Annotated in this window: 23 protein-coding genes; 12 read left to right on the top strand and 11 right to left on the bottom strand. The window is 70.5% G+C overall.

The genetic code is table 11. The features are described 5' to 3' along the window. Positions 1-12 precede the first annotated feature (12 nt). Positions 13-1,023 carry an SDR family oxidoreductase gene (locus EV186_RS13360; RefSeq protein WP_133849538.1) on the bottom strand — a complete coding sequence of 337 codons (1,011 nt, stop codon included), beginning with the start codon at positions 1,021-1,023 and terminating at the stop codon, positions 13-15. Further along, positions 1,020-2,822, bottom strand: a complete 1,803-nt coding sequence (locus EV186_RS13365) for a thiamine pyrophosphate-requiring protein (RefSeq protein ID WP_133849539.1) — start codon at positions 2,820-2,822, stop codon at positions 1,020-1,022. The genes EV186_RS13360 and EV186_RS13365 overlap by 4 nt, the downstream gene beginning before the upstream one ends. A 182-nt stretch (positions 2,823-3,004) precedes the next feature. Here EV186_RS13365 and EV186_RS13370 point away from each other — a divergent pair, with 182 nt between their 5' ends. Continuing rightward, complete coding sequence (locus EV186_RS13370) at positions 3,005-3,586, top strand: type 1 glutamine amidotransferase domain-containing protein (RefSeq protein ID WP_133849540.1); 582 nt, start codon at positions 3,005-3,007, stop codon at positions 3,584-3,586. 19 nt (positions 3,587-3,605) lie between these two features. After that, a complete protein-coding gene (locus EV186_RS13375; RefSeq protein WP_133849541.1) occupies positions 3,606-4,154 on the top strand; it encodes an SRPBCC family protein in 549 nt (182 codons plus the stop codon). A 10-nt stretch (positions 4,155-4,164) separates the two neighbouring features. Here the strand turns inward: EV186_RS13375 and EV186_RS13380 are convergent, their stop codons facing one another. Beyond that, a complete protein-coding gene (locus EV186_RS13380) occupies positions 4,165-4,812 on the bottom strand; it encodes a UdgX family uracil-DNA binding protein (protein ID WP_133849542.1) in 648 nt (215 codons plus the stop codon). Positions 4,813-4,908: 96 nt separating this feature from the next. Here EV186_RS13380 and EV186_RS13385 point away from each other — a divergent pair, with 96 nt between their 5' ends. Continuing rightward, positions 4,909-5,241: a plasmid stabilization protein gene (locus EV186_RS13385; RefSeq protein WP_133849543.1), complete on the top strand. Its 333-nt coding sequence runs from the start codon at positions 4,909-4,911 to the stop codon at positions 5,239-5,241. Positions 5,242-5,255: 14 nt separating this feature from the next. Here the strand turns inward: EV186_RS13385 and EV186_RS13390 are convergent, their stop codons facing one another. The 3 genes from EV186_RS13390 to EV186_RS13400 form a co-directional block, all read right to left on the bottom strand. Next, positions 5,256-5,597: an STAS domain-containing protein gene (locus EV186_RS13390; protein ID WP_166659161.1), complete on the bottom strand. Its 342-nt coding sequence runs from the start codon at positions 5,595-5,597 to the stop codon at positions 5,256-5,258. 184 nt (positions 5,598-5,781) lie between these two features. Further along, positions 5,782-6,480, bottom strand: a complete 699-nt coding sequence (locus EV186_RS13395) for an SDR family oxidoreductase (RefSeq protein ID WP_133849545.1) — start codon at positions 6,478-6,480, stop codon at positions 5,782-5,784. A gap of 23 nt (positions 6,481-6,503) precedes the next feature. Then, positions 6,504-7,340, bottom strand: coding sequence for a helix-turn-helix domain-containing protein (locus tag EV186_RS13400; RefSeq protein ID WP_133849546.1), 837 nt, complete (start codon positions 7,338-7,340; stop codon positions 6,504-6,506). Positions 7,341-7,441: 101 nt separating this feature from the next. Here EV186_RS13400 and EV186_RS13405 point away from each other — a divergent pair, with 101 nt between their 5' ends. After that, on the top strand, positions 7,442-8,029 hold the full coding sequence (locus tag EV186_RS13405) for an NADPH-dependent FMN reductase (protein ID WP_133849547.1): 588 nt from the start codon (positions 7,442-7,444) through the stop codon (positions 8,027-8,029). A gap of 1 nt (position 8,030) precedes the next feature. Here EV186_RS13405 and EV186_RS13410 read toward each other — a convergent pair whose 3' ends face one another. Then, the gene (locus tag EV186_RS13410) at positions 8,031-9,878 is read right to left on the bottom strand and encodes a transketolase (RefSeq protein ID WP_133849548.1); all 1,848 of its coding nucleotides are present in this window, start codon (positions 9,876-9,878) and stop codon (positions 8,031-8,033) included. Positions 9,879-10,020: 142 nt separating this feature from the next. On the opposite strand from EV186_RS13410, the gene EV186_RS13415 reads away from it, so the two are divergent. Then, positions 10,021-10,191, top strand: coding sequence for a hydrophobic protein (locus tag EV186_RS13415; RefSeq protein ID WP_133849549.1), 171 nt, complete (start codon positions 10,021-10,023; stop codon positions 10,189-10,191). A 20-nt stretch (positions 10,192-10,211) separates the two neighbouring features. Then, positions 10,212-11,219 carry a cation diffusion facilitator family transporter gene (locus EV186_RS13420; protein ID WP_133849550.1) on the top strand — a complete coding sequence of 336 codons (1,008 nt, stop codon included), beginning with the start codon at positions 10,212-10,214 and terminating at the stop codon, positions 11,217-11,219. An 18-nt stretch (positions 11,220-11,237) separates the two neighbouring features. Here the strand turns inward: EV186_RS13420 and EV186_RS13425 are convergent, their stop codons facing one another. Together EV186_RS13425 and EV186_RS13430 are read right to left on the bottom strand one after the other, a co-directional pair. Continuing rightward, positions 11,238-13,610, bottom strand: coding sequence for an ATP-binding protein (locus tag EV186_RS13425; protein WP_133849551.1), 2,373 nt, complete (start codon positions 13,608-13,610; stop codon positions 11,238-11,240). A gap of 172 nt (positions 13,611-13,782) precedes the next feature. Then, a complete protein-coding gene (locus EV186_RS13430) occupies positions 13,783-15,243 on the bottom strand; it encodes an MFS transporter (protein WP_133849552.1) in 1,461 nt (486 codons plus the stop codon). A gap of 70 nt (positions 15,244-15,313) precedes the next feature. On the opposite strand from EV186_RS13430, the gene EV186_RS13435 reads away from it, so the two are divergent. The 3 genes from EV186_RS13435 (at position 15,314) to EV186_RS13445 (ending at position 16,629) form a co-directional block, all read left to right on the top strand. After that, complete coding sequence (locus EV186_RS13435; protein WP_133849553.1) at positions 15,314-15,517, top strand: hypothetical protein; 204 nt, start codon at positions 15,314-15,316, stop codon at positions 15,515-15,517. Beyond that, on the top strand, positions 15,510-16,037 hold the full coding sequence (locus tag EV186_RS13440; protein WP_243754013.1) for a DUF6328 family protein: 528 nt from the start codon (positions 15,510-15,512) through the stop codon (positions 16,035-16,037). The genes EV186_RS13435 and EV186_RS13440 overlap by 8 nt, the downstream gene beginning before the upstream one ends. 64 nt (positions 16,038-16,101) lie before the next feature. Further along, positions 16,102-16,629, top strand: a complete 528-nt coding sequence (locus tag EV186_RS13445) for a hypothetical protein (protein WP_133849554.1) — start codon at positions 16,102-16,104, stop codon at positions 16,627-16,629. Here the strand turns inward: EV186_RS13445 and EV186_RS13450 are convergent. Then, entirely contained in the window at positions 16,616-17,443 is an 828-nt protein-coding gene (locus EV186_RS13450; RefSeq protein ID WP_166659162.1) for an endonuclease/exonuclease/phosphatase family protein, read from the bottom strand. The genes EV186_RS13445 and EV186_RS13450 overlap by 14 nt on opposite strands. 67 nt (positions 17,444-17,510) lie before the next feature. Here EV186_RS13450 and EV186_RS13455 point away from each other — a divergent pair, with 67 nt between their 5' ends. From EV186_RS13455 to EV186_RS13465, 3 genes are all read left to right on the top strand, one after another. Then, on the top strand, positions 17,511-18,110 hold the full coding sequence (locus EV186_RS13455) for a flavodoxin family protein (RefSeq protein WP_133849556.1): 600 nt from the start codon (positions 17,511-17,513) through the stop codon (positions 18,108-18,110). 21 nt (positions 18,111-18,131) lie between these two features. Then, entirely contained in the window at positions 18,132-18,545 is a 414-nt protein-coding gene (locus EV186_RS13460; protein WP_133849557.1) for a CBS domain-containing protein, read from the top strand. A 79-nt stretch (positions 18,546-18,624) separates the two neighbouring features. Next, complete coding sequence (locus tag EV186_RS13465; RefSeq protein ID WP_133849558.1) at positions 18,625-19,719, top strand: FUSC family protein; 1,095 nt, start codon at positions 18,625-18,627, stop codon at positions 19,717-19,719. Here the strand turns inward: EV186_RS13465 and EV186_RS13470 are convergent. Beyond that, positions 19,716-20,900, bottom strand: coding sequence for a zinc-dependent alcohol dehydrogenase (locus EV186_RS13470; protein ID WP_133849559.1), 1,185 nt, complete (start codon positions 20,898-20,900; stop codon positions 19,716-19,718). The two genes, EV186_RS13465 and EV186_RS13470, sit on opposite strands and share 4 nt — an antisense overlap. Positions 20,901-20,902: the final 2 nt, after the last annotated feature.

The following is a 20,902-nucleotide window of genomic DNA, read 5'->3' on the forward strand; positions in this document are numbered from 1 at the left end:
GCCGGCCGGTGGTCACCGCATGCGCATCCGGACGACCGCGGCCGTCGCGGCGACCGCGGCCCCGGCCAGCGCCAGCACGCCGTGGTGCTGGCTGGCCCACAGCTGCGGGCTGCGGTACTTGGGGTCGTCCTCGTCGAACTGGCCGTGGGCGCCGAAGTCGTGGCCGGACTCGTCGTCGGCCGGTTCCCACAGGTTGGCCGGCTGCCGCGGGTCGCGCGGCTGGTCGGTCTGCTGCGACTTGAACCCCGTGCGGGCCAGGTAGCGGTCGAGCAGGCCGGGCGCGACCGCGTTGGCGATCAGCGTGCCGACCGTGCTCCCGCCGACCCAGTACTCCCGCCGCTTCGGGTGGTCGGCCGCGTACAGCACGGCCTTCGCGGCCACCTCGGGCTGGTAGATCGGCGCCACCGGCTGCGCCTGGCGGGGCAGCCGCGAGAGCACCCAGGAGAACTGCGGGGTGTTCACGGCGGGCAGCTGCACCATCGTCGTGCGCACGGCGCTGCCCTCGTGCAGCAGTTCGCAGCGCAGCGCCTCGGTGAAGCCCTGGATCCCGTGCTTGGCCGCGCAGTACGCGGTCTGCAACGGGATCCCGCGGTAGGCCAGGGCCGAGCCGACCTGGACGATCGCGCCGCGGTTGCGCCGCTTCATCCGGGCCAGCGCGGCCATCGTGCCGTACACGTAGCCGAGCAGGTCGACCTCGACCACCCGGCGGAACTCGTCCGGCTCGACGCGGTCGAACGGCGCGAAGACCGACGTGAACGCGGCGTTCACCCACACGTCGATCGGGCCGAGCTCGGCCTCCACGCGTTCGGCGACGCCTTCCACCTCGTCCGCGTGCGCGACGTCCGCGGGCACCGCGAGCGCCGTGCCGCCACAGGCCTCGATCGTCTTCGCCGCCGCGTCGAGCCCCTTGGACCCGCGCGCCACCAACGCGACCTTGTCCCCGCGGCGGCCGAACGCCTCGGCACAAGCCCGGCCGACGCCGCCGCTGGCGCCGGTCACCACCACCACACGTGGCCCGGTCATGACTTGCGCCCCGGCAGCGCCTCCTGCGCCTTGGTCTTCAGGCCCTCGAAGACCAGGTGCAGGGCATCGGGGTCACCCTTGAGCACGGCCTGCGCGGCCGACTTGATCTGCTCGAAGGTGGCGTGGGGCGGGATCGGCGGCACCTCGGGGTCGCAGTGGACGTCCAGGACCGTCGGCCGCGCCCCGGACAACGCCTGGTCCCAGGCCGGGCCGAGCCCCTCGGGGTCCGTCACGGTCATCGCGTTCAGCCCGATCGACCGGGCGAACGCGGCGTAGTCGACGTCGGGCAGCGACTGCGACTGCTCGAACTTCGGCGCGCCGCCCATGGCCCGCAGCTCCCAGGTCACCTGGTTCAGGTCGTTGTTGTGGAACACGCAGATCACGCACCGCTGGTCGGACCACAGCTCGCGGTAGCGCGCGATGGTGATCAGCTCGGCCATGCCGTTCATCTGCATGGCGCCGTCGCCGACCAGCGCGATCACCGGCCGGTCCGGGTGGGCGAACTTGGCGCCGATCGCGTACGGCACACCGGGTCCCATGGTGGCGAGCGTCCCGGACAGCGAACCCCGGATCTCCTCGCGGATGCGCAGGTTGCGCGCGTACCAGTTGGCGGCCGAGCCGGAGTCGGCCGTGACGATCGCGTTGCCCGGGATGCGCTCGGAGAGCTCGGACACGATCCGCATCGGGTTGATCGGGTCCGCCGCCACGGCGGCCTCGCGCTCCATCGTCTCCCACCACCGGCGCACGTTCGCCGTGACGGTGTCGTGCCAGTCCCGGTCGTCGTGGCGGGAGAGCTTGGGCAGCAACGCTTGCAGGGTCGCCTTGGCGTCGCCGATCAGGTTGACCTCGGTCGGGTAGCGCAGCCCGATGAACCGGCCGTCGATGTCGATCTGGATGGCCCGTGCCTGGTCGAGGGCGGGCAGGAACTGGGAGTACGGGAAGTTCGAACCGACGATGAGCAGGGTGTCGCAGTCACGCATCAGCTCGTAGCTCGGCCGGGTGCCCAGCAGACCGATCGCGCCGGTGACGTACGGCAGATCATCAGGCAGGACATCCTTGCCCAGCAACGCTTTCGCCACCCCGGCACCGGTCAGCTCGGCCACCTGGCGTACCTCGGCGGCAGCCGAGCGCGCGCCCTGGCCGACCAGGATCGCGACCTTCTCCCCTGCGTTCAGGATCTCCGCCGCCCGGGCGATCTCCGCCTCCGGCGCGACGAGCATGGGCTGGTGGTCGGCCAGCGGATCCGGTGCGCTGGACGGCACGTGCTTGAAGGCGTGTTGTGGCGGTGTGTATTTCTCTTCTTGCAGGTCGGCGGGGATGATCACGGTTGTGGGGGCGCGGGAGGCCAGTGCGGTGCGGATGGCGCGGTCGATGGCGTTGGGGAGTTGTTCGGCGACGTTGACTTCGACGAGGTATTCGCTGGCGACGTCTTTGAACAGGGCTTGGAGGTCGACTTCTTGCTGGTAGCTGCCGCCCATGGCGCTGCGTGCGGTCTGCCCGACGATGGCCACGACGGGGACGTGGTCGAGTTTGGCGTCGTAGAGGCCGTTGAGCAGGTGGATGGCGCCGGGGCCGGAGGTGGCCATGCACACGCCGACCTTGCCGCTGAACTTGGCGTAGCCGACCGCGCTGAAGGCGGCCATTTCCTCGTGGCGGGCTTGGATGAACGTCGGCTTGTTGTCCGCGCGGCCGAACGCGGTGACGATGCCGTTGATGCCATCGCCGGGGTAGGCGAAGACCTGTTCGACACCCCACTCACGCAGCCGCTGCAGGACGTAGTCGCCGACCGTCGTGGCCATGGGTCCTCCTAGGAAGTCGGGAACCGGTTTCGTGCAGTCCGGCGGTGTCGCATGCGCGCGGGGTACCCGTGGCACCGGATTCCAAGCGTGGCCAGCGAATCGGTGTGGTCTGGGTCATGGTGACCGGTTTGGCCGCCGCCCACCGGGGTAGTCAACCGGCGACCACACGGAGGTGAGCGAAGATGACCGATGAGTTGCGCGGCCGCCGGGTAGCGGTTCTGGCCGCGGACGGCGTCGAACAAGTGGAGTACGAGCAGCCGCGCAAGGCGGTCGAGGACGCCGGTGGGCAGGTGGCGCTGGTGTCGCTCGACGACGGCGAGATCCAGGCCATGAACGGCGACATCGACAAGGGCGACAAGTTCCGCGTCGACCACAAGGTCGCCGAGGTCGGCGTCGACCAGTTCGACGCGTTGATCCTGCCGGGCGGCACGATCAACCCCGACAAGCTGCGCCTGGACTCCGACGCGGTCGCCTTCGTGCGCGGGTTCGTCGAGGCGGGCAAGCCCGTCGCGGCGATCTGCCACGGCCCGTGGACGCTGGCCGAGGCCGGTGTCGTGAAGGGCCGGACGCTGACGTCCTACCCGAGCATCCGCACGGACCTGCGCAACGCGGGTGCCACCGTGGTCGACGAGGAGGTCGTCACCGACCACGGCCTCGTCACCAGCCGCAACCCCGATGACCTGCCTGCCTTCTGCGCCAAGCTCGTCGAGGAATTTGCGCAGGGGGATGCGACACAGCGCAAGCACCAGGTCGCGACCGGTTGACCTTGGAAGGAGGTCGAAGATGAAGACGATCGAGAAGACAGTGGACGTGCAGGCGCCGGTGAGCGCCGTCTACGACCAGTGGACCCAGTTCGAGAGCTTCCCCCGCTTCATGGAAGGCGTCGACCGCATCACCCAGCTCGACCCGACGCACACGCACTGGGAGACCAACATCGGTGGCGTGCGGCGCGAGTTCGACGCCGAGATCACCGAGCAGCACCCGGAGGAACGCATCGCCTGGCGCTCCACCGACGGCCCGCAGCAGGCGGGTGTGGTGACGTTCCACCGCCTCGACGACACGCACACGCGTGTGTCGCTGCAGATGAGCTACGACCCGGACACCGCCGTGGAGAAGGTCGGGTCGGCGCTGGGCGTGGTGAGCCACCGCGTGCAGGGCGACCTGGAGAACTTCCGCGAGTTCATCGAACACCGCGACGAGCCGACCGGCGCGTGGCGAGGCGAGGTGCCGCGTTCGCCGCAGCAGGGTGAGCCCAACCGCGGCGCGCCCGGCGGCACCGCCGGCAACAGCGTCCCGCCGGGTGGCCTGGGTGGTGGCACCCAGCTTCCCTAGCTGATCCGGATCACGACCGCGCGCGGTGGCCCTTCGCGGCCACCGCGCGCAGGTCTGTCACGAAGGCTTCGTATGCCTCGTCGCGGTCGGGGGCGCGCAGCACCGCCGACGGGTGCACGGTGGGCACGATCGCTTGCCCGGCAATGCCTTCGGGCGGTTCGAGGCGCTCGCCGCGGTGCTTGGTGAGGGTGAACGACGGGCCCATCACCGACTTCGCGGCCGTGGCCCCGAGGACCACCACGACCTCGGGCTCGATCACGTCCAGTTCGGCGAGCAGCCACGGACGGCAGGCGACGACCTCGGTGCGCGAGGGCGTCTGGTGGATGCGGCGCTTGCCGCGGGGCGCGGGCTTCCACTTGAAGTGCTTGACCGCGTTGGTGATGTAGACGGCTTCGCGGTCGATACCGGCCTCTTCGAGCGCGCGGTCCAGCAACCGTCCCGCCGGTCCCACGAACGGGTGACCTTCGCGATCTTCGCGGTCACCGGGTTGCTCGCCGACGAGCACCACCGAGGCGTCGGACGGCCCTTCGCCGAACACCGTGTCGGTGGCGTCCTGGTACAGCGGACAACCGCGACAGTCGTGCGCGGCCTTGCGCAACCCGGGCAGACCAGCTCGGGACGGCACGAATTCCTCTGCTCCCACTGCCTTTTCCGCCATGGGATGCGGATACCCACCGCGCTGTCCGGCCAAGCCGTCGGTTTGACCCACGGCTTGCGGGGGTAACCGCGGTCCAGGAAGGACGGAGGTGGCACGATGCCGCAGTCAGCGTGGAGCAACAAGCGCGAGCGCCAGTACGAGCACATCAAGTCCTCCCAGCGCGAGCGCGGCACCAGCGAGGACCGGGCCGAGGAGATCGCGGCGCGGACGGTGAACAAGAACCGGGCACAGTCCGGTGAGTCCAAGAGCGCCAGCAAGACCTCGACGCGGGACAAGTCGCCACAGCAGCGTGGCGGGCAGCGGTCGGGCCGCAAGGGCCCCAAGGGTCCGACGCGCGATCAGCTGTACAACGAGGCCAAGAAGCGCAACATCAAGGGCCGTTCGAACATGACCAAGGACGAGCTGAGCAAGGCCCTGGGCAAGAAGTAGGGCCTGTCAGCCTGTCAGCACGAAACCTCGGTGAGCAGGTGGTCGCGGGCCTCGTCGACGGTGTCGGCGAGGTCGAACAGGGCCCGGACGTCCGCGATGTCCATGACGCGCAGCAGCCCGGGGCTGCAGCCGGCCAGCACGGTCTGCCCGGGCTCGGCGACCTCGCGCTGGAACTCGAGCAACATGCGCACGCCGGCCCAGCCGCAGAAGCTCACATCGGTGAGGTCCACGATGAGCTGCCGGGGCTCGCGCGCCAGGCTGAAAAGGGTTTCACGAACGGCTTCGATCGTCGCGATGTCGAGTTCGCCGTGCAGCGTCACGATCGCGGGGATCGCGTTGGCCACGGCCATTCGCATGGGGGAAGTCCGACGAGCCATGGGTTACCACTTGTCCTGTGGTTTCACGCCATCCGCGGCAGCGGGCTGGTGGACTCAACCCAGGCTGTCCGCGCCCATTGGAGACATGGCGCTTGCTTCCCTGTCACGGTAGGCGACCCGGCGGCAATGCACAACCTTGCCGCCGGGCAACGCGCTGACCAGCTCACATGACCTGACCGGTGGGCCGGAGCATGATTTCGTTGACGTCAACACCGGGCGGCTGGCCGAGCGCGTACAGCACGGCTCGCGCCACGTCCTCTGGGGCCATTTTCGGTTTCGTGCGCTGTTCGGCGTTCAGGATCTCGGTGTCCGTGATGCCCGGTTGGATGACCGTGACGCGCACGCCGGTACCGACCGCCTCTTCGCGGATCCCGGCGGCCATGCCCGTCACCGCCCACTTGGTCGCCGAGTAGAGGTTCCCCTTGCGCGGGTAGCGGCCCGCGACCGAGCCCGTGATCACCAAGTGCCCCTTGGTTTGCGCGAGCGCGGGCAGCGTGGCCCGCGCGGTCAGGGCCGGCCCGAGCACGTTCGTGCGGACCATGTCCTGCCACTGGCCGGGGTCCGCGCCGCCGTTGCCGAAGAACGACACGTCCAGGCTCATCCCGGCGTTGGCGAACACGGCGTCCAGCCGGCCGAACCGCTCGAGCACGCGGTCCACGGCGGCCGAGATCGCGGCCCAGTCACCGATGTCGGCCCTCACCGCGAGCGCGCGGTCCGTGCCGAGTTCGGTGACGAGCGGGGCCACGGACTCCTCGCGACGGGCCAGCAACGCCAGCACGTAACCGGATTCCGCGGCCAGGCGCGCGGTCGCGGCACCGAGACCGCGGGACGCACCGGTGATCAACAGCACTCGGTCGGTCATGATCTCGACCTTACGGTGCGGGCTCAGGAGATGGAGCGCAGGCGGCCGTGGGCCTGGCGCGCCAGGCGTTCCACGGCTTCGGCCGTGGCCTCGTCGGCGGGCAGGAAGACGACCAGCTGCTGGCCGTCCGCCGCCACTTCGAGGATTTCCCGGGTCAAGGCCAGCGCACCCGCGGCCGGGTGGTTGAGCCGCAGCACGCCCCGCCGCGGGACGACGTGGCGGTTCACCCGGCTGGTGAAGTCCGGCCCGGCGACCTGGGCCATCTCGGCCCGCAACCATTCCGAGTTCTCGATGGACGGTGCGCGCCACAGGTCAAAAGCCTGCTCGTCGGCGACTTCGCCCCAGTCGGCAAAGAACGTTCGGGCGCGGTCGTCGGTGAACGCGTAGCGGGTGAGGTTCGGCTGGTCGCCGTCGAGCAGACCACTCGCCGCGTAGACGGCGTCGAACGCGCTGGTGCGGGCGAGCACGTCGCCGAGCCGGTTGGTCACCGCGGCGATGCCCGGTTCCAGCAGGCGCAGGGTCGCCAGCACCGAAGCCCGCACCTCGCGTCGCGGCGGCACGGGCCGCGGGTGCGCCGAGCACTCACCGCCGGTGATCTTGGTCAGGTAGCGGACGTGTTCGCGCTCCGCGGTGTCCATGTGCAGCGCGTCGGCGAGGGCGTTCACCACGGCCACCGACGGGTTGCGGTCGCGGCCCTGCTCGATGCGGGTCAGGTACTCCACGCTGATCCCGGCCAGCGCCGCCAGGTCCATCCGGCGCAGACCCGGCGACCGGCGCCGCCCGCTGTCCGGCAGGCCCAGCGCCTCGGGCTGGGTGCTGTCGCGTTTGGCCCGGATGAAGTCACCCAGCGGTGTGCCCATACGTCGAGCATAGGGCGGCGCCGCCGGCGGAGGGTGGCCCTGCCAGGGCCAGCCTGGACCGGGTCTGGTTGCGCTCGCGGCGGCGCGGCACCGTCGTCGGCATGAACCTCGAATTGCTGGTCATCATCGCAAGCGTCCGCGAAGGACGGTTCGGACCCGTTGTGGGGCACTGGTTCGCCGAGCAGGCCCACACCCACGGCGGCTTCGACGTGACCGTGGCCGACCTGGCCGACCTCGATCTCCCGTTGTCGTTGCCCGCCGAGTCGCCGAAGTTCGCCGGCGACGACTACCCGCGGCCGACCGGGCTGGCGCCGCTGACCTCGGCGCTGGCGAAGGCCGACGCGGTGGTCATCGTGACCCCCGAGTACAACCACAGCTACCCGGCCTCGCTGAAAGCGGCCATCGACTGGCACTTCACGCAGTGGACGGCCAAACCGGTCGCGTTCGTCAGCTACGGCGGCGCCTCCGGTGGCCGGCACGCGGTGCTGCACCTGGAGAACGTGCTCAGCGAACTGCACGCCGTGGCCATCCGCGACCGGCTCGCCTTCCCGAACTACTTCACGGCGTGGCAGGACGGCCGGCCCGTCGACGGCGAGGCGCCCGGGTACGCCAAGCAACTGCTCGACCAGTTGGCCTGGTGGGCGGCCGCCCTGCGCTCGGCCCGCCGGGCGGCGCCCTACCCGGCGTGAGTCAGGAGCCGAGCCCGCGGCGCACGGCGTCGGCGATCGCGTCGGCGTCGATGCCCGCGGCGGCCATCAGCTCCGCCGGGGTGCCGGAGGTCGGCATTTCCCGCACGGCCAGGCGGATCAACGGCGGCCCACCGGTGATCGGCGACACGACCTCGGCGACCGCGTCGCCGAGCCCGCCTTCGGGCCAGTGGTCCTCGACGGTCAGCAGCACCTCGGTGTCCATGGCCGCGCGCCGGATGGCCACGGCGTCGATCGGCTTGACCGAGTAGCAGTCCACGACGCGCACCGCGATGCCTTCCTCGGCGAGCTTCGCCGCCGCGGCGACGGCCTCGTCCACGGTGACCCCGCAGGCGAACACGGTCGCACGGTCGGCAGCCGCCTGGCGCACGGTCCGGCTGCCGCCGATGTGCACCGGCTCATCCGGTGGCGTGCGCACCTCGGTCTTGCCGCGCAGCGTGCGCAGGTAGGAGATCCCGGGGCGGTCGGCCATCGCGGCGACCAGCTGGGCGGTCTGGTTGGCGTCCGACGGGTGCAACACCGTGCTGCCGTGCACCGCACGCAGCGATGCCATGTCCTCCAACGCCATCTGCGACGGGCCGTCCTCGCCGATCGACACGCCCGCGTGCGAACCGCAGAGCCGCAGGTTCGCCCGGGAGATGGCGGCCATCCGCACGAAGTCGTAGGCGCGGGACAGGAACGCGGCGAAGGTGGACGCGAACGCCGTCCAGCCACGCACCTGCATCCCGACGGCGGCGGCGATCATCTGCTGTTCGGCGATGAACATCTCGAAGTAGCGCTCGGGGTGCGCCTTGGCGAACAGGTCGCTGTGCGTGGAGTTCGACACCTCGCCGTCCAGGGCCACGACGTCACCGCGCTGGGCGCCGAGGGCGGCGAGCGCCTCGCCGTAGGCCTCGCGGGTGGCGACGCTCTCCCCCACCGCCCAGGTGGGCAGCTCGCCGCCGCTCGTGGCGAACTCGTGCGGCTGCGCGTCGCTGGCCGGGCGCGCCACCTCGACGGTCAGGTCGCGCTCGCCGCCGAGTTCGGCGATGGCCTGGTCGGGATCGGTGAGCGGCTTGCCGTGCTTGCCCGGCTGGTTCTCCACGGCCGCGACCCCGCGACCCTTCATCGTCCGGGCAAAGAGGACTGTCGGCTTCCCCTTGGTGGCGGTGGCCTCGCTCAGGGCCGCGTCGATCGCGTCGAGGTCGTGGCCGTCCAGCGTGATCGCGTGCCACCCGAACGCCGTCGCCATGGCGGCGTAGCGGTCGAGGTCCCAGCCCACCATCGTCTCGCGGGTCTGCCCGAGGCGGTTCACGTCGACGATGACCGTCAGGTTGTCCAGGCCCGCGTACGCCGCGTGCTCGAATCCCTCCCAAATGGACCCTTCGGCCAGCTCGGAATCCCCGCACAGCACCCAGATCCGGTACGGCAGCTGGTCCAGGTCGCGGCCGGCGAGGGCGAGGCCGACGCCGATCGGCATGCCCTGCCCGAGCGATCCGGTCGCCACGTCGGTCGGTGGGATCCGCGGCGTCGGGTGGCCTTCGAGCCGGCTGCCGAAGCGGCGGAAGCTCAACAGTTCGTCGTCGGTGATCGCGCCGACCGCCTTGAGCATCGAGTAGTACAGCGGCGAGGCGTGCCCCTTGGAGAAGATCAGGTGGTCGTTGCGCGGGTTCTCGGGCTCCGCGTAGTCCAGCCGCAGGTGACCGTCCAGCAAGACGGCCATCAGGTCCGCGGCCGACATCGACGAGGTCGGGTGACCGGAGCCCGCCTTCGCGCTGCAACGCACCGAGTCCACCCGCAACTGCTGGGCGAGTTCGTGCCGGAACGGCGTGTTCCGCTGACGATCAGTCACGGCGTTGCTCCTTCCGCTGGGTTCGGGCACGGCAGATGGCCTACCCAGGGCCCAGGTTCGACAATCGTCGTTTCACCGCTCCGAACCACGGGTATCTGAAAGCCAAGACACGGAACCCATTTCGAACCGAGGAGTGGATGTAATGCTTGTCATCGCCCTGGTGCTGTTGCTCGCCTTAATTCTGGGCGGTGCCGGTTTCGCGTTGCACTGGCTGTGGATCATCGCCGGCATCGTCCTGGTCGTCTGGCTGCTCGGCTTCCTGTTCCGTGGCGTGGCCGAGGGCGGTGCCCGGTCCCGCTGGTACCGGTGGTAGCCCGCGCAAGGAGGCTTTAGGTGGGTAGGGGGCGCGAGCACGACCAGAGTGCGTTCACGGTCGTGCTCGCGCTCGCTGCCAACGCCGGGGTCGGCCTGCTGAAGCTGGGGGCCGGCCTGCTGACCGGGTCCGGCGCATTGCTCTCCGAAGCGGCCCACTCGGTCGGTGACGTTTCGACACAATTGATGTTGTTGACGGCAGTCCGCCGGTCGGCGAAACCCGCTGACCGGCGGCATCCGTTCGGTTACGGCAAGGAGCGCTATTTCTGGGCGCTCCTTGCCGCTTGTGGCGTGCTCGTTTCGGGCGCCATCTTCTCGGTGTACGAGGGCATTCGGACCATCACGGAGGGCAGCGAGGAGAGCTCGTTGCTCTGGGTCAACTACCTCGTGCTCGGGCTCGCGCTGGTCATGGAGGGCACCTCGTTGGTGCAGGCCGTGCGCCAGGTGCGCCGCGACGCGGCCGAGCACGACGAGTCCGTGCCGCGCCGGCTCGCGGGCACCGACGACCCGGCGCCACGGGCGGTGTTCGCGGAAGACCTCACCGCGGTGATCGGCATCGGCCTGGCCGCGGCCGGGGTGGCCTTGCACCAGCTCACCGGTTCGGCCGTGTGGGACGGCGTCGCGTCGCTGGCCATCGGCGGGCTGCTCACCGTCGTGGCGTTCCTGCTGGCGCAGTCGACCAAGACGCTGCTGATCGGGCGGCAGGCCGACTCACGCACGCTGCGCTCGATCGAGCTGTGGCTCGAGGAGCAGCCGGAGATCGACGACGTCGTCGACTTGATGACCATGCTGACCGGCACCGACCAGGTGCTGGTGTGCGCCCGGGTCGACGTGGTCGACGACTACCGGGCGGGCCAGCTCGAGGAGGCCTTCGCCCGCATCGACGTCGAGCTGCGCAAGGAATTCGCCGACGTCCACGAGGTGTTCATCCAGCCGGTTCCGCGCACCAACCGCGAACTGCGCGAGCGCGTGTTGCACCGCTACGGCCGGGAAATGGCCGACCAGCCCGAGGACCTCACTGCACGGTAGATGTCACTGCACCGAACTTCACTGAATGGTGAGGCTTTCGGTGAACTCGGCGACCATCCGTTCGGCCAGCACCCGCACCTTGACGTTGCCGTTCTTGGACAGCTCGGCGAGCTTGTTGAACGCCGTCTCGGCGTCACAGCGGTGCAACGCCATCAGCAACCCGACGGCCTGGCTGATCGTGCTCCGGGTGTCCAGCGCACGGCGCAGGGTGCGCGCCTGGTCGTCGCTGCTGGCGATGAGCGACTCCCGCAACCGCGAGAGCTCCAGGTGGACTCGCACCCGTGCGACGAGCTCGGCCGGGTCGAACGGCTTCACCACGTAGTCGTCGGCGCCCAGGCGCAACCCGTCGGTCGCCGACGTCGCACCCGCACGTGCGGTCAGCAGCACCACCGGGACCCGGACCAGGCGCTGGTCCTGCCGCACGGTGCGCAACAACTCGAGCCCGTCCGTGCCGGGCAGCATGATGTCGCTGAGGATCAGGTCCGGCGGGTTCGCCTCCGCGTGCGCAAGCGCGGCGGCGGCGTCGGAGACGGCATCGACGGTCCAGCCCTGCTCGTGCAGCAGCCTGCTGAGGTAACCACGCATGTCCGCGTTGTCCTCGACCAGCAGGATCCGGCCGTCGCCGGGGTCGCCACCCGGGATGGTCCGGGCGTTCTCGGCCTGCCACCGCTGCGCCTCGGTCAGGTACGGCGCGCCCAGCTCGGCGACGTCGAACTCCTTGGCCACCGACGAGTCGCTGGGCTTGCGCGGCACGGTGACGGTGAAGGTGCTCCCCTGGCCGGGCGTGCTGTGCAGCGACACCGAGCCGCCGAGCGCGCGGGCGAGGAGGGACACCAGCGAAAGGCCGATGCCCACGCCCTCGCTGCTGCGGCCCCCGGACCCGGCCACCCGGTGGAAGCGGTCGAACACCCGGGGCTGTTCCTCGGCGGCGATGCCGACGCCGGTGTCGGCGACGGTGAGCCGCAGCTCGCCGTCGGCCGCGTCGAGCCGCACGGTGATCGTGCCCGCCGGGGTGTACTTGACCGCGTTGGACAGCAGGTTCAGCACGATCTTGGTCCACATGTCCTGGTCGAGGGCGACGGGCTCGCGGGCGTCGTCGTCGAGTTCGAGCAGCAGCTTGAGCCCCGCCGCCTCGGCCGCGGACCGGAACATCGACGCGCACTCCTTGGTGAGCGCCACCGGGTCCGTCGGCTCCGGCTGGACGTGCAGCTGGTGCGCCTCGGCGCTGGCGACGTCGAGCAGCCCGTCGACCAGTCTTCGCAGGCGCAGGGCGGCGCGGTAGGCGGCGGCGATGGCGCCGCGCTGGTCCTCGGTCAGGTGCCCGTCGTGGTCGAGCAGGTCCTGGATCGGGGCCAGCAGCAAGGTCAGCGGGGTGCGGAACTCGTGGCTGACGTTCTCGAAGAACCGGGTCTTCGCCGCGTCCAATTCGGACAGTTCGGCGAGCCGGCGCCGTTGCGACTCGTAGACGCGGGCGTCGGCCAGGGCCGCGGACACCTGCCCGGCCACCAGGTGCAGGAACGCGGCGTAGGCGTCGTCGAACGCCCGGTAGGGCGAGATGCCGGCCACCAGCGCGCCGATCGGGCGCGGTTGCTCGGTCACCACGAGTGGCAGCACCAGCGAGTCGCCCACGCCCGAGTCCATCCGCTCGGCCGCACTCGTCTCGGCGACGCGCCGGACCACGCTGCCCTCCCCCGCCGGGATGGTCTGCTCGGTGCCGAACGACGCGGCGAGATCGAGGCGGTCCGCGTCCCTCCAGAGGTAGGCCGCCACGAACGGCAGGTCGGCGCGGCTCTCGGCCAGGCGGGCGACAGCCGAGCGGCACGCGTCGGCAACCGAGTCCGCCTCGGTAACCGAGACGGTGCTGAGCCGCCGCAGCGTCCCCAGGCGCCGGTCGCCCAGCACCCGCGTGGTGACGTCGGTCGTGGACACGAAGATGCCCACCACCCGGCCCGCCTCGTCGGTGACCGGGCTGTAGGAGAACGTCCAGTAGGTCTCCTCGAGGTAGCCGTGCCTGCGCAGCATCAGCTGGTGGTCCTCGAGGTGGATGGCACCTTCGCCGCGCAGCACGTGGTCGGCGAGCGGGCCGAGCTGGTCCCACACCTCGGCCCAGCACTCGGCCCCGGGCTGGCCGATGGCCGCCGGGTACTTGTCGCCGAGCACGGGCGTGTAGGCGTGGTTGAAGATCTGGACCAGCCGCGGACCCCACCACAGCAACATCGGCCGGCGCGAGGGCAGCACGGTCCGCACGGCGGCGCGCAGCTCGACCGGCCAGGTTTCCACCGGTCCCAACGGGGTCGCCGCCCAGTCCGCCGCCCGCAACGCCGCCGCAGTGTCATCGGATCCGGCGAACAACCGGTCGGCGGTCCAGACATCAGCGGAGCCGTACGCCATTCGTCACGACCCTCTCGGCCATGCGAGACAGGCCCACGCACACGAGCGGACCTGCCCGCGGGTGGATAACGCAAGTAGGTGGCGGCTCGTGTGTTCGACCGCGAGTGGTGATCCTAACCAGCACTGATCACCCGGACGCGGTGAGGTGGGGCCACCACACCGCGTCGGGTGATCAAGCGGACACCTTCGCCGGCTGCGCCGAGAGCGGGGCGGCCAGGTCCTCCAGCGACTTACCCTCCGCCTTCACCCCGAAGATCAATTCGACGACCCCGGCGAGCGCCATCACCGCGGCCGCGACGTAGAACCCGACCGCGACCAGACCGCGGCTGCCGGAGTCGATGAACGCGCCGAACAGCAACGGTCCCACGATGCCGCCGAGCCCGGTCCCGACCGCGTAGAAGAACGCGATGGCCAGCGCGCGGGTCTCCATCGGGAAGATCTCGCTGACCGTGAGGTACGCGGCGGACGACCCGGCCGAGGCGAGGAAGAACGTGGCGAGGAGCAGCACGGTGAACCACACCGGCGACCCCGTCTGGCCGAGGAACACCAGCGTCAACGGGATCGTGAGGATCGCCGAGCCCAGGTAGGTTCCGGTGATCATCGGGCGCCGGCCCACGGTGTCGAAGAGCTTGCTCAAGGTCAGCGGGCCGAGCATGTTGCCCAGCCCGTAGAACACGAGGAACAGCGGCGCGATCCCGGAAGCGACGCCGTAGTAGTTCGAATACAGCGTGCCAAGGTTGAACGTGATCCCGTTGTAGATGAACGCCTGCCCCACGAAGAGGGCGAGCCCCAGGATCGTGCGTCGCGGGTACGTCCGGAACGCGGTCGCCGCGATCTCCCGGAACGGGATGGTCTTGCGCTGCCGCACGGTCATCTCCGAATCCGGCTCGGGTAGCTCCGCCCCGGTCCGGTCGCGCACGTCCCGCTCGATCTCGCCGACCACACGCTCGGCTTCGCGTTCCCGGCCGTGGATGAACAGCCACCGCGGGCTCTCCGGCACGTGCCTGCGCACCACGAGGATCACCAGGCCGAGCACGGCGCCGAGGCCGAACGCGATGCGCCAGCCGACGTCCGCCGAGAACACCGAAGTGTTGAGCAGCAACAGGGAGAGCGCGGCGCCGGCGGCCGCACCTCCCCAGTACGTGCTGTTGATCACGAGGTCGACCCGGCCGCGCACCCGCGCCGGGATCAGCTCGTCGATCGCGGAGTTGATCGCCGCGTACTCGCCGCCGATCCCGGTCCCGGTGAGGAACCGGGTCAGGAAGAAGTACCAAGGGGCGAAGGCGAACGCGCACAACACCGTCGCCACGAGGTAGACCGCGAGCGTGATGATGAACAGCTTCTTGCGGCCGAACCGGTCGGTGAGCTGACCGAACACCAGCGCGCCGACGCAGGCGCCGAAGACGTAGCAGGCGGCCGCGATGCCGATGTCGGAATCGGTGGCGTGCAGCCCCGACCCCGGTTCGGTCAGCCGCGACGCGATCGAGCCGATCAGCGTCACCTCGAGGCCGTCGAGCAACCAGACGGTCCCGAGCCCGAACAACACCCGCCAGTGGAATCGCGACCAGGGCAGCCGATCCAGCCGGGCGGGCACCCGTGTGGTGATCTCGTTTCGCTGCGTCACCACCGGCATGTACCCAAACGTGGTGTGCGACAACCCTTTTGTGGGTAGTCACCAGTCATAGGCTTGTGTGCTGGGAGGCATGATGACGCTCGCACAAGGAAATACGCCGCAGAAGTCGCAACGGACCTGGATCCGGATGGAGTGCCCGGGCATCGCGCCGCCGGCGCCGAGGGTGTCCGACGAAGGCATGGGCGGCATCGGCGGCCGGGGCGCGGGCTGGCCGGGGCCGCTTCCCGAGGAGGAAGACGGGTTGGAGCCGACCATTGTCCGCGGGCGTGAGTGACCGCGTGTCCGAGCAGACCGGCGGTGACGACGAAAAGCCCAGGCTCGACCGGAACTTCGCGGAGCTCCTGCAGGAGATCCGGGTCGGCCAGGCAGGCGTGCAGATCCTGTTCGGCTTCCTGCTGTCGATCGCGTTCACCAACACCTATTCGGGCGTCGGTACGCACATCCGGGTGATCCACCTGGTCACCGTGATGTTCGCGGCCGCCGCCGTGGCCCTGCTCACCGCGCCCGCCGCGTGGCACCGGATGTTGTTCCGCCAGCGGCGCCGGCCGGTGCTGGTGGCCGCCGCCGACGTGCTGGCGTCCTGGGGGCTGGCGTGCCTCGCCGTCGCGATGACCGGCACCATCATCGTGCTGACGGCGGTCGTGGCGAACATGACGCTGGCGATCATCCTGGGCGCGGTCGCCGCGGCTGCGTTCGCCGTGCTCTGGCTGGCGCTGCCCATGCGGTACCGGCGGGCCAAGACGCTGCCTGCGGACTCGAAGGCGGACACGGCGGCCCACTCGATGGAGACGTGACGGTTACCGACCGCCACGTTGTGGGTACTCCACCCCTGTCGCCTACCGTCGACCCTGGAGGCAGGTGAGCGCCGTGGACAACGGCAGCTATGTGGCTTTCCTGATCATCGGCATCGTGCTGGTCGCGATCGATGGTCACCTGATCTACCGCAGCGCGGTGCGGTACCTGGCCAACCGCTACACCGAGCGCGGCTCGGCCACCTCGATGGCCCGGCTGGTGTCCGTGCTCTTCCACCTGGTCGTGCTGGGCGTGCTGGCCCTGGTGTCGGTGATCGACATCGACGCGGGCGGCCAGTTGCAGACCGTGGTGCTGCGCCTCGGCGTGCTGCTGCTGATCCTGGCGGCGGCACACGGCCTGACGATCACCATCCTCAACCGGATGCGTGACCGCCTGGACACCGAGGAGCTGACCATGGAGCGCATCGAGGCGCGGCGAGAAAACCCGCCGGCCCCGGTCACCCCGACGACCCCGGTCACGCCGGCCACGCCCGGCACCCCGGTCACGCCCGCGGCTTCGACGACCGCCGCGGCCACGCCGCAGACCCCGGCCCAGCAGCGCCGGGAGATCAAGCGCGAGATCAAGCGGGCCTGAACTCGCGCAGCCACTGCGTTGATCCGGGCGCCCGCGCCGGGCGCCGGAGGTCGGCGACCACCGCGAAGTGATCGCTGCACCACCGGCCCCGGCGCGGGCGGTCGAACGCCCGGTCGCAGGCCGCGACCTCCAGCCCCGGACCGTGCGAGCCGGACCGGACCATCACGTAGTCGATCCGCCGACCCGGGTCCAGCGGCATGTCTCCGTTGTGCACCAACGGGTTCTCTGGGGTGAAGGTGAACCCGTCCGCCGAGTCGTGGACCGCGGCCCACGCGTCCTGGAAGCACGTGCTGACGCCGTCGAGCGACTGCTTGCCGGTGAGGAACCGGATGCTCGCCGCGTCCGGCGTCGCGTCGAGGTCGCCGAGCAGGACCAGCGGGGTCGAGTCGGGGTAGCGCTCGAGGAACCGCACCGTGGCAACGGCTTGCAGTTCCCGCTCACGTTCGAGGCCGAAGGCCCAGTTGGGTTTGTGGTTCACCACCACGACCGGCCCGAGCGGCGTGTCCAGCTCCGCGACCACCGCTCCCGCCCACGGAAAACCCCTGCTGCGCTCGGTCACGTGCAGGTCGACGACGTGCACCGCCCGCACGGGGAATCGGGACGCCAGGCAGGCCCCGATGCCGTCGTCGTCGGTGTTCGGGTGCGGCGCCAGGGCGTAGCCCTCCCCCACCAGGTCCGCCACCCGCTCGATCGGCACCTCCTGCAGGGCGATGACGTCGGCGTCGAGTTCCCGCAGCCCCTCGGCGATCCGCTCATAGCGCGCGCCCCCGTCGGCGTACTGCTCGGCCAGCACGTTGTAAGTCAGCACTCGCACGACGATCAGTTTGCCCGTGCGAGCGGTGGGTAGCCATCCGGGAGAACCGGAACGCGAAGGGAATCCGATGCGTGCGCTCGCCCTGGTCTGCAGCCTGAAGCCATCGCCGGCCCCGTCGAGCAGCCAGCTGTTGGCCCAGCAGTTGCTGGACGAGCTGGCCACGCACTCCGTGACGGGCGAGGTGATCCGCGTCGTCGACCACGACGTGCGCCCCGGCGTCGAGACCGACATGGGCGACGGCGACGCGTGGCCCGGCATCCGCGAGAAGATCGTGGCCGCGGACATCCTGATCGTCGCCACGCCCACCTGGGTCGGCCACATGTCGAGCGTCGCCCAGCGCGTGGTGGAACGCCTGGACGCCGAACTGTCCCAAACGGACGACGAGGGCCGCCCGGCCATGTTCGGCAAGGTCGCGCTCGTGGCGGTGGTCGGCAACGAGGACGGCGCGCACAAGATCATCGCGGACCTGTTCCAGGCCCTCAACGACATCGGCTTCACCATTCCGGCGCAGGGCGCGACCTACTGGAACGGCGAGGCGATGACGCCGGGCGACTACAACGACCTGGACGAGACCCCCAAGGCGGTCGCCGCCACGAATTCCACCGCGGCGGCGAACGCGGCGCACCTGGCCGCGTGGCTCAGGGCGAACAACTACCCCGCTTCCTGATGGCGTAAGGAGGAAACAGAGATGAAGACCGCACGCGACATCATGACCCCGGACGTGACCTGCGTCCGCAGCAGCGAGACGGTGCGAGACGCGGCCGACCGGATGGCGCAGCTGTCCGTGGGCTCGCTGCCCATCTGCGGTGAGGACAACCGCCTGCAGGGCATGCTGACCGACCGCGACATCGTGGTGAAGGTGGTGGCCGAGGGCAAGGACCCCCGCTCGGTGCACGCCGGTGAGCTGGCCCAGGGCGAGGCGGTCACCATCGGCGCCGACGACTCCGCCGAGGAGATCATGCGCACGATGAGCGACCACAAGGTCCGGCGCCTGCCGGTGATCGACGGCCACGACCTGGTGGGCATCGTCGCCCAGGCGGACGTCGCCCGTGCCCTGAAGGACCCCAAGGTCGGCGACCTGGTCACCGCCCTGTCCGAATAACGCTCACCCCGATGCGCGAGCCGGTGCGCCGGCTCGCGCATTGTTCTGTCCTCTGTGGAGGTTGCTCGACCGGCATGGAATGGCGAGAACGGTGTTCGCGCCGGCGCGCTGGCTCAGCCGAGCCGTCCGCGTGCCCGGCACCGAACGGCACGCGCTCACCCAGGCGCTGAAGGCCGGGCTCGCCGCCGCGCTGTCGTGGGTCGCGGCGGTGTGGCTGCTGCACCTGCCGCAGCCCTTCCTCGCGCCGTACGCGTCCCTGTTCGCCGTCGAGGCCACGGTGTACCGGTCGTTGCGCACGGCGACCCGCCAACTGGTGACCGTGGTGCTCGGCGTGGTGCTGGCGTGGCTGGCCAACCAGCTGCTCCCGATGCCGGTGGCGTTGCCGCTGGCGGTCCTGGTGGGCCTGCTGGTCGCCCGGTGGCACTGGTTCGGGCCGGACGGGATCTGGATCGTCTCCACCGCGGTGCTCGTGTTGTCGGTGAACGCGGCGAGCGGCCCGCTGCTGCTCGGCCGCCTCGTCGAGACGCTGCTCGGCGTGGTCGTCGGCACCGTGCTCAACGCCGTGCTCTTCCCGCCGGTCTACCGCGACCGTGCGGTGGCCGCGACCGCGCGCCTGGGCGAGGAGATGGCCGGGCTGCTGCACGAGATGGCCAAGAGCCTGCGGGAGGACACAGTCGCCGACCGGGCGTCGGACTGGGTGCGCTACGCCGAGGACATGCGCAGCCTAGTCGAGCAGGTCGGCGAGGCCTCCGAACTGGCCGCCGAGAGCCGGCGGCTCAACCTGCGCAAGGCCCGGCCGCGTTACCGGGCAGTCGCGCCCCAGGACGACGCCCGGCGCCTCGTCGCGGCGTGGCCGCACGTGCGCACGATCACCCAGTCACTGCGGCACGTCGCCACCGGCGCGGGCGCGGCGACGACGCCGGATCGGGATTCCGCGGCGGGCTTGGCCGACCTGCTGGACAGCATCGCCGAGGCCGTCGAACTGGCCACCGAGCCCGGCGGCTGCGGCGATCGGCTCGCCGTCATCGTGGGCCGCAACCACGAACAGCTCGACGAACTCGAGCGGCGCGCCGAAGGGCTTGCCCCGCACGCGTTGGCGGTGACGCTGGGCCTCGGCGGCCTGGCGCCACCGCTTCGCGGCGTGCTGAATTCCCTTGGCCAGGACGGCGCTTAGGGCCGGAAGAGGATCTTCACGGCACCGTCGCGCTTGTGCTGGAACATCTCGTACGCCGCCGGTGCCTCGGTCAGCGGCATGTGGTGGGTCGCGAACGTCTCGGTGCCCAGCGGGTCGCCGTCGGTGAGCAGCGGCAGGATGTCCGGCACCCAGCGGTGCACGTTGGCCTGCCCCATGCGCAGCTGGATCTGCTTGTCGAACATGGTCAGCATCGGCATCGGGTCGGCCATCCCGCCGTACACACCGGACAGCGAGATCGTCCCGCCACGGCGGACCATGTCGATGGCGAGCATCAACGCGTTCAGCCGGTCGACGCCCGCCTTGCGCATGAAGGACGCCGCGATGCTGTCGGGCAGGAAGCCGACGACCTGCTGCGCCACCTTGGTGACGGCGCTGCCGTGCGCTTCCATGCCGACGGCGTCGATCACCGAGTCCGGGCCGCGGCCCTGGGTGTGGTCGCGGACGACCTGCGTCACGTCGTCGCCGAGTTCTTCCAGGTCGAACGCCTGCACGCCGTGGGCACGGGCCCGGGCCAGCCGCTCGGGCACCAGGTCGATGCCGATGACCTTCTCGACGCCCTGGTGCTGCGCGATCCGCGTCGCCATGTCCCCGATCGGGCCAAGCCCGAGCACGACGAGGCTGCCGCCCTTGGGCACGTCGGCGTACGCGACCGCCTGCCACGCGGTGGGCAGCACGTCGGAGAGGAACACGAACCGGTCGTCCGGCGGCCCTTCCGGCACGACGATCGGCAGTTGGTCGGCGAAGGGCACCCGCAGGTACTCGGCCTGACCGCCGGGCACCTGGCCGTAGAGCTTGGTGTAGCCGAAGAGCGAGGCGCCGGTGCCCTGTTCACGCACCTGGGTCGTCTCGCACTGCGAGTGCAGGCCCTGCCCGCACATGTAGCAGGTGCCGCAGGAGACGTTGAACGGGATGACCACCCGGTCGCCGACCTTCAGCTTCGACGCACCGGCCCCGACCTCCTCGACGATGCCCATCGGCTCGTGGCCGAGGATGTCGCCGGGGTCGAGGAACGGGCCGAGCACCTCGTACAGGTGCAGGTCCGAGCCGCAGAGCCCGCTGGAGGTGATGCGGATGATGGCGTCGTCCGGGTCCTTGAGCGTCGGGTCGGGCACGTTCTCGACCCGCACGTCACGTTTTCCTTGCCAGGTAACGGCTTTCATGG

It is taken from the genome of Labedaea rhizosphaerae (genome assembly GCF_004362825.1).
In the GTDB taxonomy this organism is placed as follows: Bacteria; Actinomycetota; Actinomycetes; order Mycobacteriales; family Pseudonocardiaceae; genus Labedaea; species Labedaea rhizosphaerae.

What these genes read in the sequence shown, in the direction of transcription:
- EV186_RS13360 (WP_133849538.1), bottom strand. Translation starts at nt 1,023, where the DNA reads ATGACCGGGCCACGTGTGGTGGTGGTGACCGGCGCCAGCGGCGGCGTC.
- EV186_RS13365 (WP_133849539.1), bottom strand. Translation starts at nt 2,822, where the DNA reads ATGGCCACGACGGTCGGCGACTACGTCCTGCAGCGGCTGCGTGAGTGG.
- EV186_RS13370 (WP_133849540.1), top strand. Translation starts at nt 3,005, where the DNA reads ATGACCGATGAGTTGCGCGGCCGCCGGGTAGCGGTTCTGGCCGCGGAC.
- EV186_RS13375 (WP_133849541.1), top strand. Translation starts at nt 3,606, where the DNA reads ATGAAGACGATCGAGAAGACAGTGGACGTGCAGGCGCCGGTGAGCGCC.
- EV186_RS13380 (WP_133849542.1), bottom strand. Translation starts at nt 4,812, where the DNA reads ATGGCGGAAAAGGCAGTGGGAGCAGAGGAATTCGTGCCGTCCCGAGCT.
- EV186_RS13385 (WP_133849543.1), top strand. Translation starts at nt 4,909, where the DNA reads ATGCCGCAGTCAGCGTGGAGCAACAAGCGCGAGCGCCAGTACGAGCAC.
- EV186_RS13390 (WP_166659161.1), bottom strand. Translation starts at nt 5,597, where the DNA reads ATGCGAATGGCCGTGGCCAACGCGATCCCCGCGATCGTGACGCTGCAC.
- EV186_RS13395 (WP_133849545.1), bottom strand. Translation starts at nt 6,480, where the DNA reads ATGACCGACCGAGTGCTGTTGATCACCGGTGCGTCCCGCGGTCTCGGT.
- EV186_RS13400 (WP_133849546.1), bottom strand. Translation starts at nt 7,340, where the DNA reads ATGGGCACACCGCTGGGTGACTTCATCCGGGCCAAACGCGACAGCACC.
- EV186_RS13405 (WP_133849547.1), top strand. Translation starts at nt 7,442, where the DNA reads ATGAACCTCGAATTGCTGGTCATCATCGCAAGCGTCCGCGAAGGACGG.
- EV186_RS13415 (WP_133849549.1), top strand. Translation starts at nt 10,021, where the DNA reads ATGCTTGTCATCGCCCTGGTGCTGTTGCTCGCCTTAATTCTGGGCGGT.
- EV186_RS13425 (WP_133849551.1), bottom strand. Translation starts at nt 13,610, where the DNA reads ATGGCGTACGGCTCCGCTGATGTCTGGACCGCCGACCGGTTGTTCGCC.
- EV186_RS13430 (WP_133849552.1), bottom strand. Translation starts at nt 15,243, where the DNA reads ATGCCGGTGGTGACGCAGCGAAACGAGATCACCACACGGGTGCCCGCC.
- EV186_RS13435 (WP_133849553.1), top strand. Translation starts at nt 15,314, where the DNA reads ATGATGACGCTCGCACAAGGAAATACGCCGCAGAAGTCGCAACGGACC.
- EV186_RS13455 (WP_133849556.1), top strand. Translation starts at nt 17,511, where the DNA reads ATGCGTGCGCTCGCCCTGGTCTGCAGCCTGAAGCCATCGCCGGCCCCG.
- EV186_RS13460 (WP_133849557.1), top strand. Translation starts at nt 18,132, where the DNA reads ATGAAGACCGCACGCGACATCATGACCCCGGACGTGACCTGCGTCCGC.
- EV186_RS13465 (WP_133849558.1), top strand. Translation starts at nt 18,625, where the DNA reads ATGGCGAGAACGGTGTTCGCGCCGGCGCGCTGGCTCAGCCGAGCCGTC.
- EV186_RS13470 (WP_133849559.1), bottom strand. Translation starts at nt 20,900, where the DNA reads ATGAAAGCCGTTACCTGGCAAGGAAAACGTGACGTGCGGGTCGAGAAC.